The organism is Staphylococcus sp. IVB6240, assembly GCF_025558425.1.
Taxonomy (GTDB): domain Bacteria; phylum Bacillota; class Bacilli; order Staphylococcales; family Staphylococcaceae; genus Staphylococcus.
The window spans coordinates 1,147,883-1,165,617 of sequence record NZ_CP094718.1 but is presented as its reverse complement, the minus strand read 5'-3'; the positions used below and the strand labels follow the sequence as shown (position 1 = coordinate 1,165,617).

Here is a 17,735-nt window from a genome sequence, read left to right as displayed (position 1 = left end):
TAGTTCCATTTTTTTCAAAATTAAATTGATAAAATTTTATCTTTCATCTCAGGGTCGAATTTTTTATTACGAAATGCTTCAATTTCATATGCATATGGTGCTTTTTTATTTTTCTTATCTTCACCAACATAAGGTGTTTCTAAAATTTTAGGAATCTCTTTGAATTGTTCATGATGGACAACATAATTCAATGCGTCAAAACCAATGTGACCAAAACCAATATTTTCATGACGGTCTTTATGCGCACCAACTGGATTTTTACTGTCGTTAACATGTACAACTTTAATACGATCAACACCCACAATTTTATCAAATTGATTAAGGACACCATCAAAATCATTCACAACATCATAACCAGCATCATGAATATGACAAGTGTCTAGACAAACTGACAATCTTTCATTGTGGTGTACGCCGTCAATAATCTGTGCAATTTCTTCAAAAGTGCGCCCTACTTCTGAACCTTTACCAGCCATTGTTTCCAAAGCAATACGTACATTATTATCGTTTGTTAATACTTCATTTAAACCTTCAATGATACGTTTAATACCAACTTCAGCACCAGCACCCACATGCGCACCTGGATGTAGCACAATGTCTTGTGCCCCAATTTTTTCAGTGCGTTCAATTTCATTTTGTAAGAAATCTACACCAAGTTGGAATACTTCTGGTTTGGTTGTATTAGCAATATTAATAATATAGGGTGCGTGCACAACAATATTTGATAAACCATAGTCTTTCATTGCTTGTTGTCCAGCATCAATATTCAATTCTTCAATTGGTTTTCTACGTGTATTTTGTGGAGCACCTGTATAGATCATAAACGTAGATGCACCATATTTATGCGCCTCTTCAGCAGATCCTTGAAGCATTTTCTTACCACTCATTGAAACATGTGATCCAATTAACATTTGGTAATCCATCCTTTACTTTTTATTTTTACGATTTTGTCGGTTTTTACGACGACTAAATTGACGTTTTTCTTGGCGTTTAAGATTTTCAAGTTCTTGATTAAACTTTTTCTTATAACCTGGTTTTACTTTTTTCTTATTATTTCGTTTTACTTTATGTTTTACTTGTTGCGTAATATGGTCATCTTGTTTTTGACGTAAACGACGTGTGTTGTGGGCTTTAATCGGTACCAACTCACCATTTTTCACATCTACGTTCTCAAAATGATAACCTTTTGCCTCGATTTGATGAATTAAGTTCTCTTCATCTGGTGTATATAATGTAATGGCGATACCTTTATAGTTTCCTCGTCCCGTACGACCAACGCGATGTGTAAAGAAGTCAATATCTTTAGGAACATCGAAGTTAATAACGTGGCTGACACCCTCGATATCAATACCACGTGATGCTAAGTCACTCGCAATCACATATTGGAATTCGAGATTACGAATACGCTTCATTTGTTGTTTACGTTCACGTGGTGATAAGCCACCGTGAATCATACCAACTTGAATACCTTCTGAAGTCAGTTGTTGTGCAAGATGATCGGCATTCTCACGACTGTTACAGAAAATAATACCTAAATATGGATTTAATGTGTGAATGAGTTCAATTGTTTTTTCAATTTTTGCTGAACCTCTTGTTGGTATTAAGTAAAATTGAATACTGCTTTTATTTTTTGAAGTATTTTTTACTTCAATAAATGTTGGATTTTCCAAGTATTTATTAAGAAATGGGTGTAATGATTTAGGAATTGTAGCACTAAAAACTGCCATTTTTGTCTCATCATCAAGTCTCGCAGCGATTTGGTCCACTTCTTGAATAAGTCCTAAATCAATCATCAAGTCTGCTTCATCCACAACTAAATAATGTGCGAGGTGTACATGCAGTGCGCCAATTTTTGCTAAATCATTAATTCTAGTCGGTGTTCCAATAATTAATTGTGGCTGATTCGTTGTTTTTTGTTTATCTTTTTCAAAATCTGTACCACCAATAAATAAGCTTACTTTTACACCTTGCTTATGTTCTGCTAATTGAAGGGCTGCATGGTAAAGTTGTGTTGCTAATTCACGTGTAGGTGCAACAATAATCGCTTGTGGTTCAGTAATTTCAGGTTTGATTTGTTGGAATAAAGGTAGTAAAAAGGCATGTGACTTTCCTGTACCTGTTTGTGATTGTCCAATGATATTTGTTTGTTTCATCATTTTTGGAATCACACGTTGTTGTATATCAGTTGGTTGTTTAAAATTTAACGCATCTATAGCTGCTAAAATATCTGAGTCAAAGTTAAATTGCTCAAATGGATGTTTTGCCATTGTTTGGCCTCCTTAAAGATTCATCTATCCATTATAAATGAAATACGGCATAAAGAAAATAAACAATATGATGATGTCATATAATTCTAGCTAAATAACAATTTATTTAGGATGAATTCAAAAAATTGTTTAACTTTCTATTGAACTTCATAGCTAAATGGTCCCTTTTCTTTAAAAGCACCTGATATGTTGCTATAATAAATGATTGAAGGAGGTTCGTGATAAATATGGAAATTATAAAAATTACACCACGTGGTTATTGTTACGGCGTTGTTGATGCGATGGTGATCGCACGAAATGCTTCTTTAGACCCGAACCTACCACGTCCGATATATATTTTAGGTATGATTGTACACAATAAGCATGTTACGGATGCTTTTGAAACGGATGGAATCATCACATTAGATGGTCCGAATAGACTTAAAATTTTAGAACAAATTGAAACGGGAACGGTTATCTTTACTGCTCATGGTGTATCACCAGAAGTGAAAAAACGTGCAAGAGAAAAAGGATTAACTTGTATTGATGCCACGTGCCCTGATGTTGAGAATACTCACGAACTCATAAGACAGAAAAAATCAGCTGGCTATCATGTCGTTTATATTGGTAAAAAAGGGCATCCAGAACCTGAAGGCGCAGTCGGTGTTGCACCTGATATTGTGCACCTTGTTGAAACGAAGGAAGATGTAGACGCGCTACCTGAGAGTTTACATGAATTTCCGTTAATTGTGACAAACCAGACAACGATGTCACAATGGGATGTCTTACATTTGATGGATGATCTAAAGGTGAAATATCCACATATTGAGCAGCATAAAGAGATTTGTCAAGCAACACAAGTCCGTCAAGAAGCTGTTGCCAACCACGCTGGTGAGGCAGACTTACTTATTGTCGTTGGCGATCCAAAAAGTAATAACTCAAACAGATTAGCACAAGTTTCTAAAGATATTGCAAATACAAAGTCATATCGTATTGCAGATATTTCACAGCTTGACCTGAACTGGTTAGATGGCGTAGAAACAGTAGCAGTTACTGCTGGTGCTTCTACACCTACCCCAATCGTTAAAGAAGTGATCAATTTCTTTAACCAATATGATCCAATGAACCCTGCGACACATGATACAACGTCACATGTCCCAGTTGAAAAGATTTTACCTAAAATTAAAAAAGCGAAACCAGTTGAAATTATGGAATAGCATCAAACCCCTTCATTGTGTATGTATTTACACATAATGAAGGGGTTTGTTTTCTGTTTACATATATTGATATGGATCTGTATGTGTGTTTGAGGCACAGATTTCTCCATCGAAATCATTAGATAGCCATTGATTTAATAAAGTAACAAGGCCTTCTTTCATGACATATTCACTATAATGATTGATGTCTAATAATTGGATACCAGCTATCTTCGCATCTAAAGCATCGTGATGTTTAATATCACCTGTTAAAAAGATATCTGCACCGCGATGAGCAGCAGTTTGTTCATAGCCAATCCCAGAACCGCCAACAATCGCCACTGTCTCAATATTACGATCTAAATCTCCAATAAAACGAACACTTGGCATATTTAATTGCGCTTTAACATGTTCAACAAAAGTCGAAACTGTCATTGGTTTTGATAACTGACCAATCATACCTAAGCCACGTTGAATATTCTTTTCAAGTGGAATAAAGTCATATACGGGTGTTTCATATGGATGATGTTGTTGAATTAACGTTTGTGTCAATTGTTTTTGTGATGCATCAATCATAAATTCAATTTTGACTTCTTCAACTGTTTCGATTTGTCCAATTTCACCTAAATGTGGTTGCGCCGCTCCTACTGGCTTAAACTGTCCTAAACCTTTTGTGTTAAAAAAGGCATACTCATATTCCCCTTCTGTCGCAAGCCCTTGCTCTGATAACGCATGTTTAAGTTCATCTGCATTGACTTCAGGGATATAAACTTGAACTTTATAGTATGTGATTGATTCGGGTGTTAATATCTTGAGGTCTTGTAATCCCAATCGCTGTGACAGCATTGCATTGACACCTTGAGGATGAACATCTAAATTCGTATGCATAGCGATGAGATTGATATTATTTTGAATTAATTTATAAATAATATTTCCATAACCTTCGTCTGCCGTGATGGCACGCATACCTTTAAAAATCAGTGGATGATGTGCAACGATTGTGTTACATCCTTTTTCAATCGCTTCATCAACTACTTCTGAGGTACAATCGAGTGCTGTCATGATGCCAGTGACTGTTGAATAACGATTACCAATTAATAAGCCAACATTATCCCATGACTCTGCACTAGAAAATGGGACATGATGATTGAGAATATCTAATAATGTTTTTAACTTCATTGATTTATCACCTCATTTATTTCATTTTCTTGTCTTGTGATTTCATCATAGCGCTTTTTATGGCGAACTGGATCAAGTTGTTTTTTTATGTCTTCTAAAGCTTCAATTTCACGTGTCCATTTTTCAGCAAATAGTTCTGATGGTTCTGGATGTAAATATGGACCAAATTTTAAATCTCGATCTGAAAGTGTCATAGTTCCTGGATCAGCAACAATAATTTCATAAATATGTGCACGTTCTTTAATTAATGTTTCAGTGATAATTTGATAGCCGTTTGATTGTAAAAATTGACGTATCGGTTCAGATTGAATATTTGATTGCAAGATCAATCTAGGACGGTATGGAATATGTTTAAAACCTTCGTTAAGTATTTTAGCAATCAATGGACCACCCATACCACAAATAGTTACAGAATCAACATGATCACTTTCAGGATTTAAAATGGTAAGCCCATTTCCTAAACGGATATCAATTTGTTTCTGAAAACCATGGCGTTCAACACTTTTAACAGCAGCTGAGTAAGGTCCTGGTATCACCTCTCCAGCAATGGCTGACTGTGTGATATTTTGTTCTATGCAATACATAGGTAAAAATGCATGGTCTGACCCGATATCTGCTAATTTTTCACCGATTACGTATTCACTCACTTTTTTCAAACGTCTATTGATTGGTATCATTCTTGTGACTCCTTTAAATATGCATCTAAATTAACAATGTTTATTATACAGATTTTTATCAATTGCGACTACAAGTGCACATCAATTCAATCTTTAAAATAAAAGGCGAGAATCATATCCATATTTAATAAATGGTTAATGTTCTCGCCAGTCCAATTTATATTGCAATGTGTCTCGTATTTTTATTAGTCCATAAAGTCTTTAAGTCGTTTGCTGCGACTTGGGTGTCTTAACTTGCGTAATGCTTTCGCTTCAATTTGTCTGATACGTTCTCTTGTTACACCGAATACTTTACCTACTTCTTCAAGTGTGCGTGTACGACCATCATCTAAACCAAAGCGTAGACGTAATACATTCTCTTCTCTATCTGTAAGTGTATCTAAAACATCTTCTAATTGTTCTTTTAATAATTCGTATGCAGCGTGATCAGATGGACTTTGTGCTTCTTGGTCTTCAATAAAGTCACCTAAATGACTGTCATCTTCTTCACCAATCGGTGTTTCTAAAGAGACTGGTTCTTGAGCGATTTTTAAAATTTCACGTACCTTTTCTGGTGGTAAGTCCATTTCTTCACCAATTTCTTCTGGTAGTGGATCACGCCCTAAGTCTTGAAGTAATTGACGTTGTACGCGGATTAATTTATTGATTGTTTCAACCATGTGAACAGGAATACGAATGGTACGTGCTTGGTCAGCAATGGCACGTGTAATCGCCTGACGAATCCACCATGTCGCATATGTTGAAAACTTGAATCCTTTGCTGAAGTCGAATTTTTCAACGGCTTTAATCAAGCCCATATTTCCTTCTTGAATCAGGTCAAGGAAAAGCATACCACGACCAACATAACGTTTCGCGATACTAACTACAAGACGTAAGTTTGCTTCAGCTAATCGTGCTTTTGCTACTTCATCTCCTTGCTCAATACGTTTCGCAAGTTCAATTTCTTCCTGTGCACTTAATAAGTTTACACGCCCAATTTCTTTTAAGTACATACGTACAGGGTCATTAATTTTAACACCTGGAGGCGCACTTAAATCGTTCGGGTTGAGCTTTTCATCCGTATCTGTACTATCTTTTTCGTTGATAAGTTGAATATCGTTATCATTAATCATGTCGAAGAACTCATCCATTTGATCAGAGTCCATTTCGAAATTTTGCAGTTTTTCTGCAACCTCTTCATGACTTAGATGCCCCTCTTTTTTCCCTTTTTCGATCAACTGTTTCTTCACATCTTCAATAGTAAGGGTCGGATCGATTGTTTCTTTTTTAATTACTTTAACTTGGTTGTCAGACATAAAAAGGCCTCCCGAAATTAATCTTTACTTCCTAATTGCTCTCTTTTTTTGTTTACAATTTGTTCCAAATAATATTTTTGTGCATCGCTATCTCCAATACGGATAGCTTCATTAAGTTTTGTTTGTAAGGACTCCAACGATTCATCGGAACGGTTGGATGTCATTACTGATATATAATCCAACATTTCATGCTCATATGGCTCATGATTAAGTGGATAGTCTACAAGTTGAATCACTGTTTCTTTCACATCATCATTGTCGATGTATTCAAAGATATCACTGATTGTAAAAGCAGCATGTTCTGCATAATAGTCCTGTAAAACATTAAATATACGTTTAAAATGTTCATTTGTAAAGTCAGTCTCTTCAATATCTTGATAAAAGCGTAAAAATAATGCTTTATCATTGAAAAAGTGCTTCAATATCGCACGCTCAGCCTTCTCATTTTTAGATAATTTGATAGGCTGTATGACAGGTTGCGCCATTTGTGTGTATTGATTACCTGACTTTGGAGAAATTCTTTCTACTTCATTTAATAGACTATTTGGAGCAACATTAAACAATAACGCCGCTTCTTGTATCACTTTTTGACGCAAAATGTTTGATTGGATATAAGATGCATCATTAATAAATGCTTTATAGTGATTTTCATAGGCGAGATCATTATTTTGAATCTCTTGTTGATTTTGTTTGAGCTTAAATGATACGAATGATTTCTTTTCATTATTGACAAATTCAAGGAATCGTTCCGAACCATATTTTTCAATATATTCATCTGGATCCATTTCTGCAGGCATTTGAATGACAAAAACATCAAAATGTTGTTCAAGCAAAGTTTGCCCTGTTTTAATCGTTGCTTGAGTACCCGCAAAGTCACCGTCAAACATTAAAGTGACATTTTGACATAGCTTTTTAAGCACTGTGATATGCTCTCTAGAAATCTGAGTACCCATACTAGCTACCACATTTTCTAAACCAGCTTCACTTGTCTTGATGACATCCATAAACCCTTCTAGCAAAATAATTTCATCTTTTTGACGAATACTTTTTCGTGCTTTATCCAAGTTATAGAGTAATTTACGCTTTTGGAAAATTGGGGACTCAGGACTATTCAAATATTTAGGTGTTTGATCATCATGGTAGGCACGACCTGAATAGCCAATCACACGTCCCTGTGCATTTGCTAATGGGAAGATAATACGATCTCGAAAACGATCATAGTAACTGAAATTAGATTCATTTCTTGATAAGATGCCTGCTTCAAACCCTAACGATAAATCGTATCCTTTTTTCTCCATATAGTCAGTCGCAAAACTAGAAGCATCTGGCGCATATCCAATTTTTCGTTTGGCTATCATCTCATCAGTGAATCCCCTACTATATAAATAATTGAGTGCCGCTTCACCTTCTACTGTTTTTTTCAATAGATAATGATAATAATCAAGTAGTTCTTCATGGATTTGAATCATTTTCAAATCATCTGAAGCAATATTATTTGTTTGTTGTGTCATTTCAGTTTGAACTTTGATGTTTGCACGTTCACCAAGTTTTTTTACTGCTTCAGCAAATGAGACTTTTTCAATTTCTTGAATAAATTGAAAAACATTACCGCCCTTTTTACAGCCAAAACAATGACAGATCTGTTTATCTTCAGAAACTGTGAAGGAAGGTGTTTTTTCATCATGAAAAGGACACAAACCGATGTAATTGCGTCCTCTTTTCTCTAACTTTACATATTCACTTACAACATCTAATATATCCGTATTTTGCTTTATTTCATCAATTGTTGCTTGTGGTATTCTCACACACATCACCTATCAATTTGTATTCAATATCACGCTATCAAACAATTGTACCTTTAAAGTGTAACGTCTCTATTATACTATTATTTAATTTAAAAAGGAATCTTTATGCTCAATTATTTGAATAATGTTATTTGCTGTTTCTTCAATCGCTTTTTCAGAAACATCAAGGACTGGACAACCAATTTTTTCAACAATGCGATTGAAATATTCCAATTCCTCTTCAATTCGACGATCATCTGCATAACGTGCTGAGTCAGATAACCCTAATTGTTTTAAACGTTCTTTACGAATCGCATTTAATTTTTCGGGACTGATTTTTAATGCAATACATTTTTTAGGATCTATTTTAAAGAGCATTTCAGGTGGATTGACTTCCGGTACAATAGGTACATTCATCACTTTATATCGCTTATGAGCTAAATATTGTGAAATTGGGGTTTTAGATGTACGAGATACACCAATTAAAACAATGTCTGCTTTGGGTAATCCTTTAGGGTCTTTACCGTCATCATATTTTACAGCAAATTCCATTGCTTCAATTTTTTTGAAATAATCTTCGTCAAGTTTATGAACAATACCCGGTTCATTTAAAGGCACTTGTTCAAATACATGCTGCATTGTTTGCATAATTGGTCCCATAATATCAATGGATCTAATTTTATGCGTTTCAATTAATTGTTCCATATATTCACGAATATCCGGTTTAACAAGTGTATAAATCAAAATACTGTTGCAATCTTTAGCGATATCAATAACATCTTCAACATTTTGCTTTGTTTCAATATATGGATAACGTAAAATATCCGTTTTTAATTCACAATTATAGAACTGAGACATACAAGCTTTTGCAACGAGTTCAGCTGTTTCACCAACTGAGTCAGATGCAATAATTATTTTTGTGTTGATCATCTTACTTTCCTCCTATTGGTCAAATAGTGACACAAATAGTTTTGTAATGGTCGTTTTTGACACACGGCCAGTCACTTCAAAATGACCATTTTCTTTCTCTTTTACAATAGGGATAGAATCGATTTCTTTTGTAATCATTTGTTTTGCTGCATAAAGAACATAATCATTTTCATTCAGTAACACAATATTCGGCATTCGAGTCATGATTATGTTCACTGGCATATGATGGATATCTTGTCCTGCCATAGAGGCACGTAGCAAGTCTTTACGTGATACGACACCAACGAGGTCATTTTCTTCATTAACAATAAATAATGTTCCTACATCTTCAATAAAGATAGAGCAAATAGCATCATATACAGTGACATCACTCTTCAATATAACTGGGTGTGACTGATAGTCTTTTACAACTTTATTCTTCAATGGTTCAGTTAGTAATTGTGCACGTGATTTACCAGTATAGAAATATCCTACGCGTGGTCTCGCTTCAAGAAAGCCAGACATCGTTAGTATTGCTAAATCTGGTCTTAATGTTGCACGTGTTAAATTTAACTGTTCAGCTATTTTTTCTCCAGTAATAGGACCTGATGATTTTACAATTTCTACAATTTTTTCTTGTCGTTTATTGAGTTCTATGATCATCTCTGACTATTTAAGGGGTGAAATATCATTTTGTGTACGGTTGTACTTCATTCATAAGCACACAACGATGATTTATTTCTACTTTTTAAATATAAACACTTTTCTCTTCACCTCATGCTTATTAAATAGCAGAATTCCCTCCTTTTCTGAATATCAGCATCATATTTTATATATTTAATTATCGACAAAGATAATACAATAATTTTTAATATAGTATTGAACAATACCCTATTTGAAATAAAACAAGGCAATTTATTACAAATTCTATTATATCTTTTAATTTATTGATATACAATTATGTTTTCACTTGCCTTTCTTATAGGGATAACATAAAATGATACTTAAAGCGAGTTAAGGATAGTGAAAGCTTAACAACTGATATTGGCACACAATTAAATGAATCAAAGTGAGTGGAGACACTAATTTGGGTGGAACCGCGGATTATTATGTTAATTCGTCCCAAGGTAAAGAATACTTTTCTTTTCCTTGGGACTTTTTATTTTGAAGGAGTGAACGACTATGGAAAAAAATATGGATACAATTGTTCAATTGGCGAAACACAGAGGATTCGTTTTCCCAGGTAGTGAGATTTACGGTGGTTTAGCAAATACATGGGATTACGGTCCATTAGGTGTAGAATTAAAAAACAACATAAAAAAAGCATGGTGGAAAAAATTTATTACACAATCACCATATAACGTTGGTTTAGATGCTGCCATCTTAATGAACCCAAAAACTTGGGAAGCTTCAGGTCATATTGGTAACTTTAATGACCCAATGATCGATAATAAAGATAGTAAAATTCGCTATCGTGCGGATAAATTAATTGAAGACTATATGGCGAATGTTAAAGGCGACGAAAACTTTATCGCTGATGGTTTAAGCTTTGACGAAATGAAACGTATTATTGAAGAAGAAGGTATTACTTGTCCTGTAAGTGGTACTGCAAACTGGACAGACATCCGTCAGTTCAACTTAATGTTTAAAACATTCCAAGGTGTTACTGAAGATTCAACAAATGAAATTTTCATGCGTCCTGAAACAGCGCAAGGTATTTTTGTAAACTACAAAAACGTACAACGTTCAATGAGAAAGAAATTGCCATTTGGTATTGGTCAAATTGGTAAATCATTCCGTAACGAAATCACACCTGGTAACTTCATCTTCCGTACAAGAGAATTTGAACAAATGGAATTAGAATTCTTCTGTAAACCAGGTACTGAAATTGAATGGCAAAGCTACTGGAAAGAGTTTGCAGCGAAATGGTTGAAAGACTTAGGTTTACAAGATGAAAACTTACGTCTTCGTGATCATGATGAAGATGAGTTATCTCACTACTCAAATGCGACAACTGATATCGAATTCCGCTTCCCATTCGGTTGGGGTGAATTATGGGGTATCGCAAGCCGTACAGACTATGACTTGAAACAACATAGTGAACATTCAGGTGATGACTTTAAATACCACGATCCAGAAACAAATGAAAAATACATTCCATACTGTATCGAACCATCACTTGGTGCTGACCGTGTCACTTTAGCATCCTTATGTGATGCTTATGATGAAGAAGGTGTTGAAGGAAGTAAAGATGCACGTACTGTTCTTCATTTCCACCCTGCTATTGCACCTTATAAAGCAGCTATTTTACCATTAAGCAAGAAATTATCTGCTGATGCGATTAAAGTTTATGAACAATTAAGTGAAGACTTTGTAGTCGACTTTGACGAATCACAATCAATTGGTAAACGTTACCGTCGTCAAGATGAAATCGGTACACCATATTGTATTACATTTGACTTCGATTCATTAGAAGATCAACAAGTGACAGTTCGTCACCGTGATACAATGGAGCAAGAACGTATGCCAATTAGCGAATTAAATGCGTTCTTAGCAGAAAAAGTTAAATTTTAATATATGAGAAGCGGTTGTAAGAGAAACAATTAGGATTTTAACAGAACTTGAGTAGCAACCAAAGTTGAATTTCAAATTTTGAAACACTACGAAGTTCTGTATCCTAGAATCTCTTAATCCAATTTATAATATATTTCCCCATAAAAAAGCATTGTAATTAAGAGGGTGACTCTTTACTACAATGCTTTTTATATTATTCAATTGTGGCATTAAACCGTCTCAATTGGTTTATCATACGCTGACTTTTAAAATACATACCTGCATATTCTTTATATATCAATAAGATAAATTGCGACATTTCTTCTACAATATCATCATGAATAGAAATAGAGTTAATTTTTAATAGTGGTAGTTGCTTTAAAATCGCCATGAGGTACAGCGTTTTGTTACTAAGTGGCATAAGATATGGGTCTAGATGTGCTGCTGATTTTGAAATCACACCATCATATTTAAAACTGTATCCTACAAATTCACCTGGCTCTTCTGTATGCTTCACGGCACATTGCGTTAAATTAATATCAAAACCATAATATGTCATACATTTTAACATAACAATATTCGCAATTAATTGTGCTGAAACCTCTTTCTCAATTTGTGTTAATGCAAACTCTAACAAAGCATACATTTGTGGATCAACCTGATCTGTATCCATTGCCCCATCAATTGTTTCTAAACATAAACTCGCATAGCTATTTGTTATTAAATCTACACGCAGATCATAGTAACTATCGATGACATCCACTGAAGTTAACGTCCCCATACCACGCCATTTATTATATATGAACAAACCTTTGACAAAGAGTTGAGTTGTCGCCTGTAATCCCGACTTCACTTTCTTTGCACGGCGAACCATTAATGGAATCTTGGCACCATGTTCATTTAAAATCGTAATAATTTTATCTGATTCACCATAGTCAACGGTTTTAATAATAATTCCTTTTTGTTTGACGAGCATTTATCGCCCCACCTTATATCCTATTCGTCTTCTACGTATCCCATCTGTTTGATGAATTGAGATTTATTACGCCAATCTTTTTGAACTTTTACCCATAAATCAAGATACACTTTAGAACCAAGTAGATATTCAATATCTAGACGTGCGCGTTTCCCGATTTCTTTTAGTTTCTTACCACCCTTACCGATGACAATCCCTTTTTGTGAGTCTCGTTCTACATAGATAACAGCTTCTACATGTACGCGATCCTCAGACTCTTGAATCATACGTTCGACATTAACACCGATGGAGTGTGGGATTTCTTCAGACGTTGTTTGAAGGATTTTTTCACGAATTAATTCACTCACAACAAATTGTTCAGGATGGTCTGAAATTTGACCATCTGGATAGTATTGTGGTCCTTCAGGAAGATAACTTTTCAACACATTTATAAAATGATCGACATTATGTCCTTCTAATGCTGAAATAGGTATAATCTCTGAAAATGACATGTAGGATTGGTATTTTTCAATTTTTGGCATTAATTCATCAGGATGCACCAAATCAATTTTATTTAATACTAAAAAGACCGGTGTTTTAACGGTTTTTAGCATTTCCATAATATATTGATCACCACGACCAATCTCTTCATTGGCATTCACCATAAACATAACCGCATCAATTTCTGATAAAGTATTTTTAGCAACTTTCATCATATAGTCACCTAATTTATGTTTCGGCTTATGAATTCCTGGTGTGTCTAAGAAGATGATTTGGGCATCATTTTGCGTCATGACACCTTGAATTTTATTGCGAGTTGTTTGTGCTTTGTCAGACATAATCGCAATTTTATTTCCAATGACTCTATTGACAAACGTTGACTTCCCTACATTTGGGCGACCAATAATGGTAACAAACCCTGATTTATATTCATTCATTATTTATTTAAATCCTTTCCTGAAAATCCAAGTGGTAATAACTCAGCTACGGTTAATGACTTCATTTCACCTTTATGGTTTGTCATATAAACTGGCATTTCATCGTCGCATAATTCTTTCAATACTTGTCGGCACGAACCACATGGTGAAGACACTTCATCACTATCAACTGTTATTGTAATCGATTCGAAATCCCCAGGTCGGTAACCTTGTGACATCGCTGCAACTAGCGCAGAACGTTCTGCACAAATCGTAGCAGGATATGCTGCATTTTCAATGTTTGCTCCGTAGAACGTTTGTCCATCTTTTGTAATAAGATACGCACCCACTTTGAATTCGCTGTATGGTGCATAAGCATTTTGTTGTGCTTTTCTTACTTCTTCAAAATGTTTATCTGTGTATGTCATATGCGTCATCTCCTCAAAATAATTTTGGTACAAAGATAAGCGTGCCAACGATCACTGCATAGATTGAAGCAAGCAACACACTGAATGCAGCAATATCTTTTGCTCTCTTAGCATCAATATGATAATCCTTTGTGACAAGGTCAACGGTATATTCAATTGCTGTGTTTAGCGCTTCTGTTAACATCACAAGAAAGATAGCAGACAATAAGAACAGCCATTCCATCAGTTCGACATGAAGCAGTATTCCGAGGACAATTACAATCATCCCTGCAATTATATGCAAAACAAAGTTTCGATCTTTGAAGATCAGTGTCTTACCGCCTTCAAATGCATACTTAAATCTTGAAATCATGCGTCTCTTGTTAAGCCAAAAGCGTTTAAAATCGCATCTTGACGTCCGAACATTTCTTTTTCTTCTTCTTCAGTTATGTGGTCATAACCAAGAAGATGCAAGAAACCATGCAATGCAAGGAATCCTAATTCACGTTCAAAAGAATGATTGTACTGTTCTGCCTGTGATTTCGCAACATCTGTACAAATAATAATGTCGCCGAGTACACGTGGGATTTCAGCTCCTTCAAACCCTTCGAATACATCTTCTTCTTCCTCGAAAGCGAATGAAATCACATCTGTCACTTTATCTTTATCTCGATAATCGCGATTAATTGTTTGAATTTCTTCTTGATCAACAAAACTCACAGATAATTCTGCGTTCTCGTCGATGCCTTCTTGTTGTTTGGCAAACGTTAATAATGTTTCTATTTGATCAATCCATGCTTGTTCCACTAAGCCAGTATGATCATTAAAGTCAATCGTGAACATGTTTAGTCCTCCTCATATCTTGTAATAATTCGACCTACAAGTGGATGGCGTACAACGTCTGCTTGATCAAGATGTTGGATGCTTAAACCTTTAAGTCCCTTTAATCGTTGTTCAGCTTCCACGAGCCCACTTTTAACGCCTTTTGGTAAATCTATTTGTGTTTTATCTCCTGTTACAACCATTTTTGATCCAAATCCTAAACGTGTCAAAAACATTTTCATTTGGGCTTGCGTTGTATTTTGTGCTTCGTCTAATATGACAAATGCATCATCTAGTGTACGTCCACGCATATAAGCGAGTGGCGCTATTTCTATCACACCACGTTCAATAAATCGTGTCGTCTGTTCTACACCTAGCACTGTGTGTAATCCGTCATATAAAGGGCGTAAATACGGATCTACCTTTTCTTTCAAATCACCAGGTAAAAAACCAAGTGATTCGCCCGCCTCTACAGCAGGTCTTGTTAGAACAATACGTTTAACTTCTCCTGCACGTAATGCTTTGGCAGCATACACGACTGCTAAAAATGTTTTCCCTGTCCCAGCTGGACCAATACCAAAAACAAGATCATGTTGTTTCATCGCATGAATATACATACGCTGTCCCATTGTTTTAGGTCGAATGGTTTTGCCATACGCATCTTTTGTAATTGCTTCATCATAAAGGTCGATCAAATGGTCAATGGTTCCATTTTTGGCCATTTTAATCGCTGCTTGAACATCTTTTACAGCGATAGATTCACCTTTTTCAATGACTTTTAATAAATTGCGTAATACAGACTCAGCTGCTGTGACATCATGTATCTTTTGTCCTTTCACTGCAACCTCTTGTCCACGTGCATGAATCATGACACCAAATGCATTTTCAATAAGCGTTAAATGTTCATCATTATTGCCTAGTAACGCTTGTGCTTGATGGATGTCATCTATCTGAATAATTTCAGGCATACAGTCGCTCCTTTACATAATTGTTGACCTTAATCTAACAAAAAAATGAGATTAGGTACAAATAAACCTATTCATATTCCTCTTTATTATAGCATGATTTTCTTATTTCGTTTTGATATAAATACTTTATTGCGAAAGAACATCCAGACATAAAAAACGAGCTGTGAAGACGTATTTTGTCTCACAGCTCAAATGATTTTATAATTGTTTCGGTTTGTTTAAAATCTCAGACCAGATAACCCCATTGATCACTTCATTATCTGAAAAAGCCATTTTTCTATCTGAAGCATTCTTTACATTTGTTGTATCCATCAAAGCCTTCAACTTGATTTGCTTCGTGCGATTAGACAAGTATTCATCTTCAATAATCATTCTTGCACGACGCTCAACTCTAGCAAGTTGTTTTTGACGTTCACGGTGCAACTCATTATCTAGCTGATTCATACGTTCAGCAACCATATCATTTAATCGTTGACGTTGTTGTTCTCCATCTTTTCGACGACTTGACACGGTCGGTTCTGCTGTATGTTCAGTCTGTACAACGTCAGGACGTTTTGGTTCTTCAATCGGCTTTTGTTGACGTGGTGACTCAACTGGCTTTTCAGTATCTGGTTCTTGTTCCGAGAAAGCTTCTTCTATTTCTGATAAAGTTTCTTGTACTTTTTCAAAAAATCCTTTTTCAGGTGTTTCTACATGCTTCTTTGGACGAGGTGGTTGTTGCTGTTGACGTTTTTCATGCTGCTTATCCCCAAGTGCGCTAAATAATGAAAAAGCGATTGTAATGAGGAAAATAATGAAACCCATACTCATAAGATCACCTCATTTATTGATCAGATGGTGTATTGTTTTGTTCTTGAGAGTGCTTGTTGATTGCTTCTCTCATACCAGTATCTGCCTCAATATTTTTTAAATTATAATACTCTTTCACACTAATATTACCTGAACGTAATGCTTCTGCCATAGCAAGTGGTACTTCAGCTTCTGCTTCCACAACTTTTGCATGCATTTCTTGAACACGTGCTTTCATTTCTTGTTCTTGAGCGACGGCCATTGCACGACGCTCTTCAGCTTTCGCTTGTGCAATGTTTTTATCAGCAATGGCTTGTTCGGTTTGTAAGTCGGCACCAATGTTTTTACTGATGTCTACATCGGCAATATCAATTGATAAAATTTCAAAAGCTGTACCTGAGTCTAGACCTTTGCTTAAAACAGTTTTAGAGATATTATCAGGGTTTTCAAGTACTTCTGTGTGGTGTTCACTTGAACCAATTGTAGAAACAATACCTTCACCAACACGAGCGATGATTGTATCTTCACCAGCACCACCCACTAAACGTGAAATATTCGCACGCACTGTAATACGTGCTTTTGCTTTTACTTCAATCCCGTTCATTGCGACACCAGCGATAAATGGTGTTTCAATCACTTTAGGATTAACAGACATTTGAACCGCTTCTAATACGTCACGACCTGCTAAGTCAATTGCTGCACCACGTTCAAATGGTAAATTGATGTCGGCACGTTGTGCTGCGATATTTGCATCTACAACTCGGTCGACGTTACCACCTGCTAAGTAATGTGATTCTAATTGGTTAGTTGTGATTTGTAAACCAGCCTTATGTGCTTTAATTAAAGGACCAATCACCTTTCTAGGTGAAACTCGACGTAAACGCATACCCACTAATGTGGCGATGCTGACTTTAACGCCTGCAGCTAATGCAGAAATCCACAGTCCAATCGGTACGAATGAAAATAATATCATTAATGCAACAACGACAAGCACTGCGATAATAATTAAAGAAATAAATCCTGCTGAAAACATATTTT

The 17,735-nt window shown here is 35.4% G+C and carries 18 protein-coding genes; 2 read left to right on the top strand and 16 right to left on the bottom strand.

The features are described 5' to 3' along the window. Positions 1-20: 20 nt before the first annotated feature. Both MUA88_RS05680 and MUA88_RS05675 read right to left on the bottom strand, forming a co-directional pair. Positions 21-911 (bottom strand): deoxyribonuclease IV, encoded by an 891-nt coding sequence (locus tag MUA88_RS05680; protein ID WP_262603232.1) that lies wholly within the window; start codon positions 909-911, stop codon positions 21-23. Positions 912-926: 15 nt separating this feature from the next. Continuing rightward, positions 927-2,267, bottom strand: coding sequence for a DEAD/DEAH box helicase (locus MUA88_RS05675; RefSeq protein ID WP_262605195.1), 1,341 nt, complete (start codon positions 2,265-2,267; stop codon positions 927-929). A 227-nt stretch (positions 2,268-2,494) separates the two neighbouring features. On the opposite strand from MUA88_RS05675, the gene MUA88_RS05670 reads away from it, so the two are divergent. Next, complete coding sequence (locus MUA88_RS05670; RefSeq protein WP_262603230.1) at positions 2,495-3,463, top strand: 4-hydroxy-3-methylbut-2-enyl diphosphate reductase; 969 nt, start codon at positions 2,495-2,497, stop codon at positions 3,461-3,463. Positions 3,464-3,520: 57 nt separating this feature from the next. Here MUA88_RS05670 and MUA88_RS05665 read toward each other — a convergent pair whose 3' ends face one another. From MUA88_RS05665 to ccpN, 6 genes are all read right to left on the bottom strand, one after another. Next, the gene (locus MUA88_RS05665; protein ID WP_262603229.1) at positions 3,521-4,621 is read right to left on the bottom strand and encodes a Nif3-like dinuclear metal center hexameric protein; all 1,101 of its coding nucleotides are present in this window, start codon (positions 4,619-4,621) and stop codon (positions 3,521-3,523) included. Next, positions 4,618-5,298 carry a tRNA (adenine(22)-N(1))-methyltransferase gene (locus MUA88_RS05660; protein ID WP_262603228.1) on the bottom strand — a complete coding sequence of 227 codons (681 nt, stop codon included), beginning with the start codon at positions 5,296-5,298 and terminating at the stop codon, positions 4,618-4,620. The genes MUA88_RS05665 and MUA88_RS05660 overlap by 4 nt, the downstream gene beginning before the upstream one ends. 185 nt (positions 5,299-5,483) lie before the next feature. Continuing rightward, positions 5,484-6,593, bottom strand: coding sequence for an RNA polymerase sigma factor RpoD (gene rpoD / locus MUA88_RS05655; RefSeq protein WP_044361142.1), 1,110 nt, complete (start codon positions 6,591-6,593; stop codon positions 5,484-5,486). A 17-nt stretch (positions 6,594-6,610) separates the two neighbouring features. Continuing rightward, complete coding sequence (gene dnaG, locus MUA88_RS05650; protein WP_262605194.1) at positions 6,611-8,398, bottom strand: DNA primase; 1,788 nt, start codon at positions 8,396-8,398, stop codon at positions 6,611-6,613. 84 nt (positions 8,399-8,482) lie between these two features. Continuing rightward, entirely contained in the window at positions 8,483-9,307 is an 825-nt protein-coding gene (locus tag MUA88_RS05645; RefSeq protein ID WP_262603226.1) for a pyruvate, water dikinase regulatory protein, read from the bottom strand. Positions 9,308-9,319: 12 nt separating this feature from the next. After that, positions 9,320-9,949 carry a transcriptional regulator CcpN gene (gene ccpN, locus MUA88_RS05640; RefSeq protein WP_262605193.1) on the bottom strand — a complete coding sequence of 210 codons (630 nt, stop codon included), beginning with the start codon at positions 9,947-9,949 and terminating at the stop codon, positions 9,320-9,322. 519 nt (positions 9,950-10,468) lie between these two features. On the opposite strand from ccpN, the gene MUA88_RS05635 reads away from it, so the two are divergent. Then, complete coding sequence (locus MUA88_RS05635) at positions 10,469-11,860, top strand: glycine--tRNA ligase (protein WP_262605192.1); 1,392 nt, start codon at positions 10,469-10,471, stop codon at positions 11,858-11,860. Positions 11,861-12,053: 193 nt separating this feature from the next. Here MUA88_RS05635 and recO read toward each other — a convergent pair whose 3' ends face one another. The 8 genes from recO to floA form a co-directional block, all read right to left on the bottom strand. After that, a complete protein-coding gene (recO, locus tag MUA88_RS05630) occupies positions 12,054-12,815 on the bottom strand; it encodes a DNA repair protein RecO (RefSeq protein ID WP_262605191.1) in 762 nt (253 codons plus the stop codon). Positions 12,816-12,835: 20 nt separating this feature from the next. Then, positions 12,836-13,732, bottom strand: coding sequence for a GTPase Era (gene era, locus MUA88_RS05625; protein WP_262603222.1), 897 nt, complete (start codon positions 13,730-13,732; stop codon positions 12,836-12,838). Further along, positions 13,732-14,139 (bottom strand): cytidine deaminase, encoded by a 408-nt coding sequence (gene cdd, locus MUA88_RS05620; protein ID WP_262603221.1) that lies wholly within the window; start codon positions 14,137-14,139, stop codon positions 13,732-13,734. The genes era and cdd overlap by 1 nt, the downstream gene beginning before the upstream one ends. Positions 14,140-14,152: 13 nt before the next feature. Next, the gene (locus MUA88_RS05615; RefSeq protein WP_262603220.1) at positions 14,153-14,491 is read right to left on the bottom strand and encodes a diacylglycerol kinase family protein; all 339 of its coding nucleotides are present in this window, start codon (positions 14,489-14,491) and stop codon (positions 14,153-14,155) included. Then, positions 14,488-14,961, bottom strand: coding sequence for an rRNA maturation RNase YbeY (ybeY, locus tag MUA88_RS05610; protein WP_262603219.1), 474 nt, complete (start codon positions 14,959-14,961; stop codon positions 14,488-14,490). Before ybeY ends, MUA88_RS05615 begins: the two co-directional genes overlap by 4 nt. A gap of 2 nt (positions 14,962-14,963) precedes the next feature. Further along, positions 14,964-15,908 carry a PhoH family protein gene (locus tag MUA88_RS05605; protein WP_262603218.1) on the bottom strand — a complete coding sequence of 315 codons (945 nt, stop codon included), beginning with the start codon at positions 15,906-15,908 and terminating at the stop codon, positions 14,964-14,966. A gap of 198 nt (positions 15,909-16,106) precedes the next feature. Continuing rightward, entirely contained in the window at positions 16,107-16,718 is a 612-nt protein-coding gene (locus tag MUA88_RS05600) for a hypothetical protein (RefSeq protein ID WP_262605190.1), read from the bottom strand. Positions 16,719-16,731: 13 nt separating this feature from the next. Beyond that, the gene (gene floA / locus MUA88_RS05595; RefSeq protein ID WP_095116742.1) at positions 16,732-17,730 is read right to left on the bottom strand and encodes a flotillin-like protein FloA; all 999 of its coding nucleotides are present in this window, start codon (positions 17,728-17,730) and stop codon (positions 16,732-16,734) included. Positions 17,731-17,735 lie beyond the last annotated feature (5 nt).

Excerpts from the sequence above, each read along its gene's own strand:
- MUA88_RS05680 (WP_262603232.1), bottom strand. The coding sequence starts at position 911 with ATGTTAATTGGATCACATGTTTCAATGAGTGGTAAGAAAATGCTTCAA.
- MUA88_RS05675 (WP_262605195.1), bottom strand. The coding sequence starts at position 2,267 with ATGGCAAAACATCCATTTGAGCAATTTAACTTTGACTCAGATATTTTA.
- MUA88_RS05670 (WP_262603230.1), top strand. The coding sequence starts at position 2,495 with ATGGAAATTATAAAAATTACACCACGTGGTTATTGTTACGGCGTTGTT.
- MUA88_RS05665 (WP_262603229.1), bottom strand. The coding sequence starts at position 4,621 with ATGAAGTTAAAAACATTATTAGATATTCTCAATCATCATGTCCCATTT.
- MUA88_RS05660 (WP_262603228.1), bottom strand. The coding sequence starts at position 5,298 with ATGATACCAATCAATAGACGTTTGAAAAAAGTGAGTGAATACGTAATC.
- rpoD (WP_044361142.1), bottom strand. The coding sequence starts at position 6,593 with ATGTCTGACAACCAAGTTAAAGTAATTAAAAAAGAAACAATCGATCCG.
- MUA88_RS05645 (WP_262603226.1), bottom strand. The coding sequence starts at position 9,307 with ATGATCAACACAAAAATAATTATTGCATCTGACTCAGTTGGTGAAACA.
- ccpN (WP_262605193.1), bottom strand. The coding sequence starts at position 9,949 with ATGATCATAGAACTCAATAAACGACAAGAAAAAATTGTAGAAATTGTA.
- MUA88_RS05635 (WP_262605192.1), top strand. The coding sequence starts at position 10,469 with ATGGAAAAAAATATGGATACAATTGTTCAATTGGCGAAACACAGAGGA.
- recO (WP_262605191.1), bottom strand. The coding sequence starts at position 12,815 with ATGCTCGTCAAACAAAAAGGAATTATTATTAAAACCGTTGACTATGGT.
- era (WP_262603222.1), bottom strand. The coding sequence starts at position 13,732 with ATGAATGAATATAAATCAGGGTTTGTTACCATTATTGGTCGCCCAAAT.
- cdd (WP_262603221.1), bottom strand. The coding sequence starts at position 14,139 with ATGACATACACAGATAAACATTTTGAAGAAGTAAGAAAAGCACAACAA.
- MUA88_RS05615 (WP_262603220.1), bottom strand. The coding sequence starts at position 14,491 with ATGATTTCAAGATTTAAGTATGCATTTGAAGGCGGTAAGACACTGATC.
- ybeY (WP_262603219.1), bottom strand. The coding sequence starts at position 14,961 with ATGTTCACGATTGACTTTAATGATCATACTGGCTTAGTGGAACAAGCA.
- MUA88_RS05605 (WP_262603218.1), bottom strand. The coding sequence starts at position 15,908 with ATGCCTGAAATTATTCAGATAGATGACATCCATCAAGCACAAGCGTTA.
- MUA88_RS05600 (WP_262605190.1), bottom strand. The coding sequence starts at position 16,718 with ATGAGTATGGGTTTCATTATTTTCCTCATTACAATCGCTTTTTCATTA.
- floA (WP_095116742.1), bottom strand. The coding sequence starts at position 17,730 with ATGTTTTCAGCAGGATTTATTTCTTTAATTATTATCGCAGTGCTTGTC.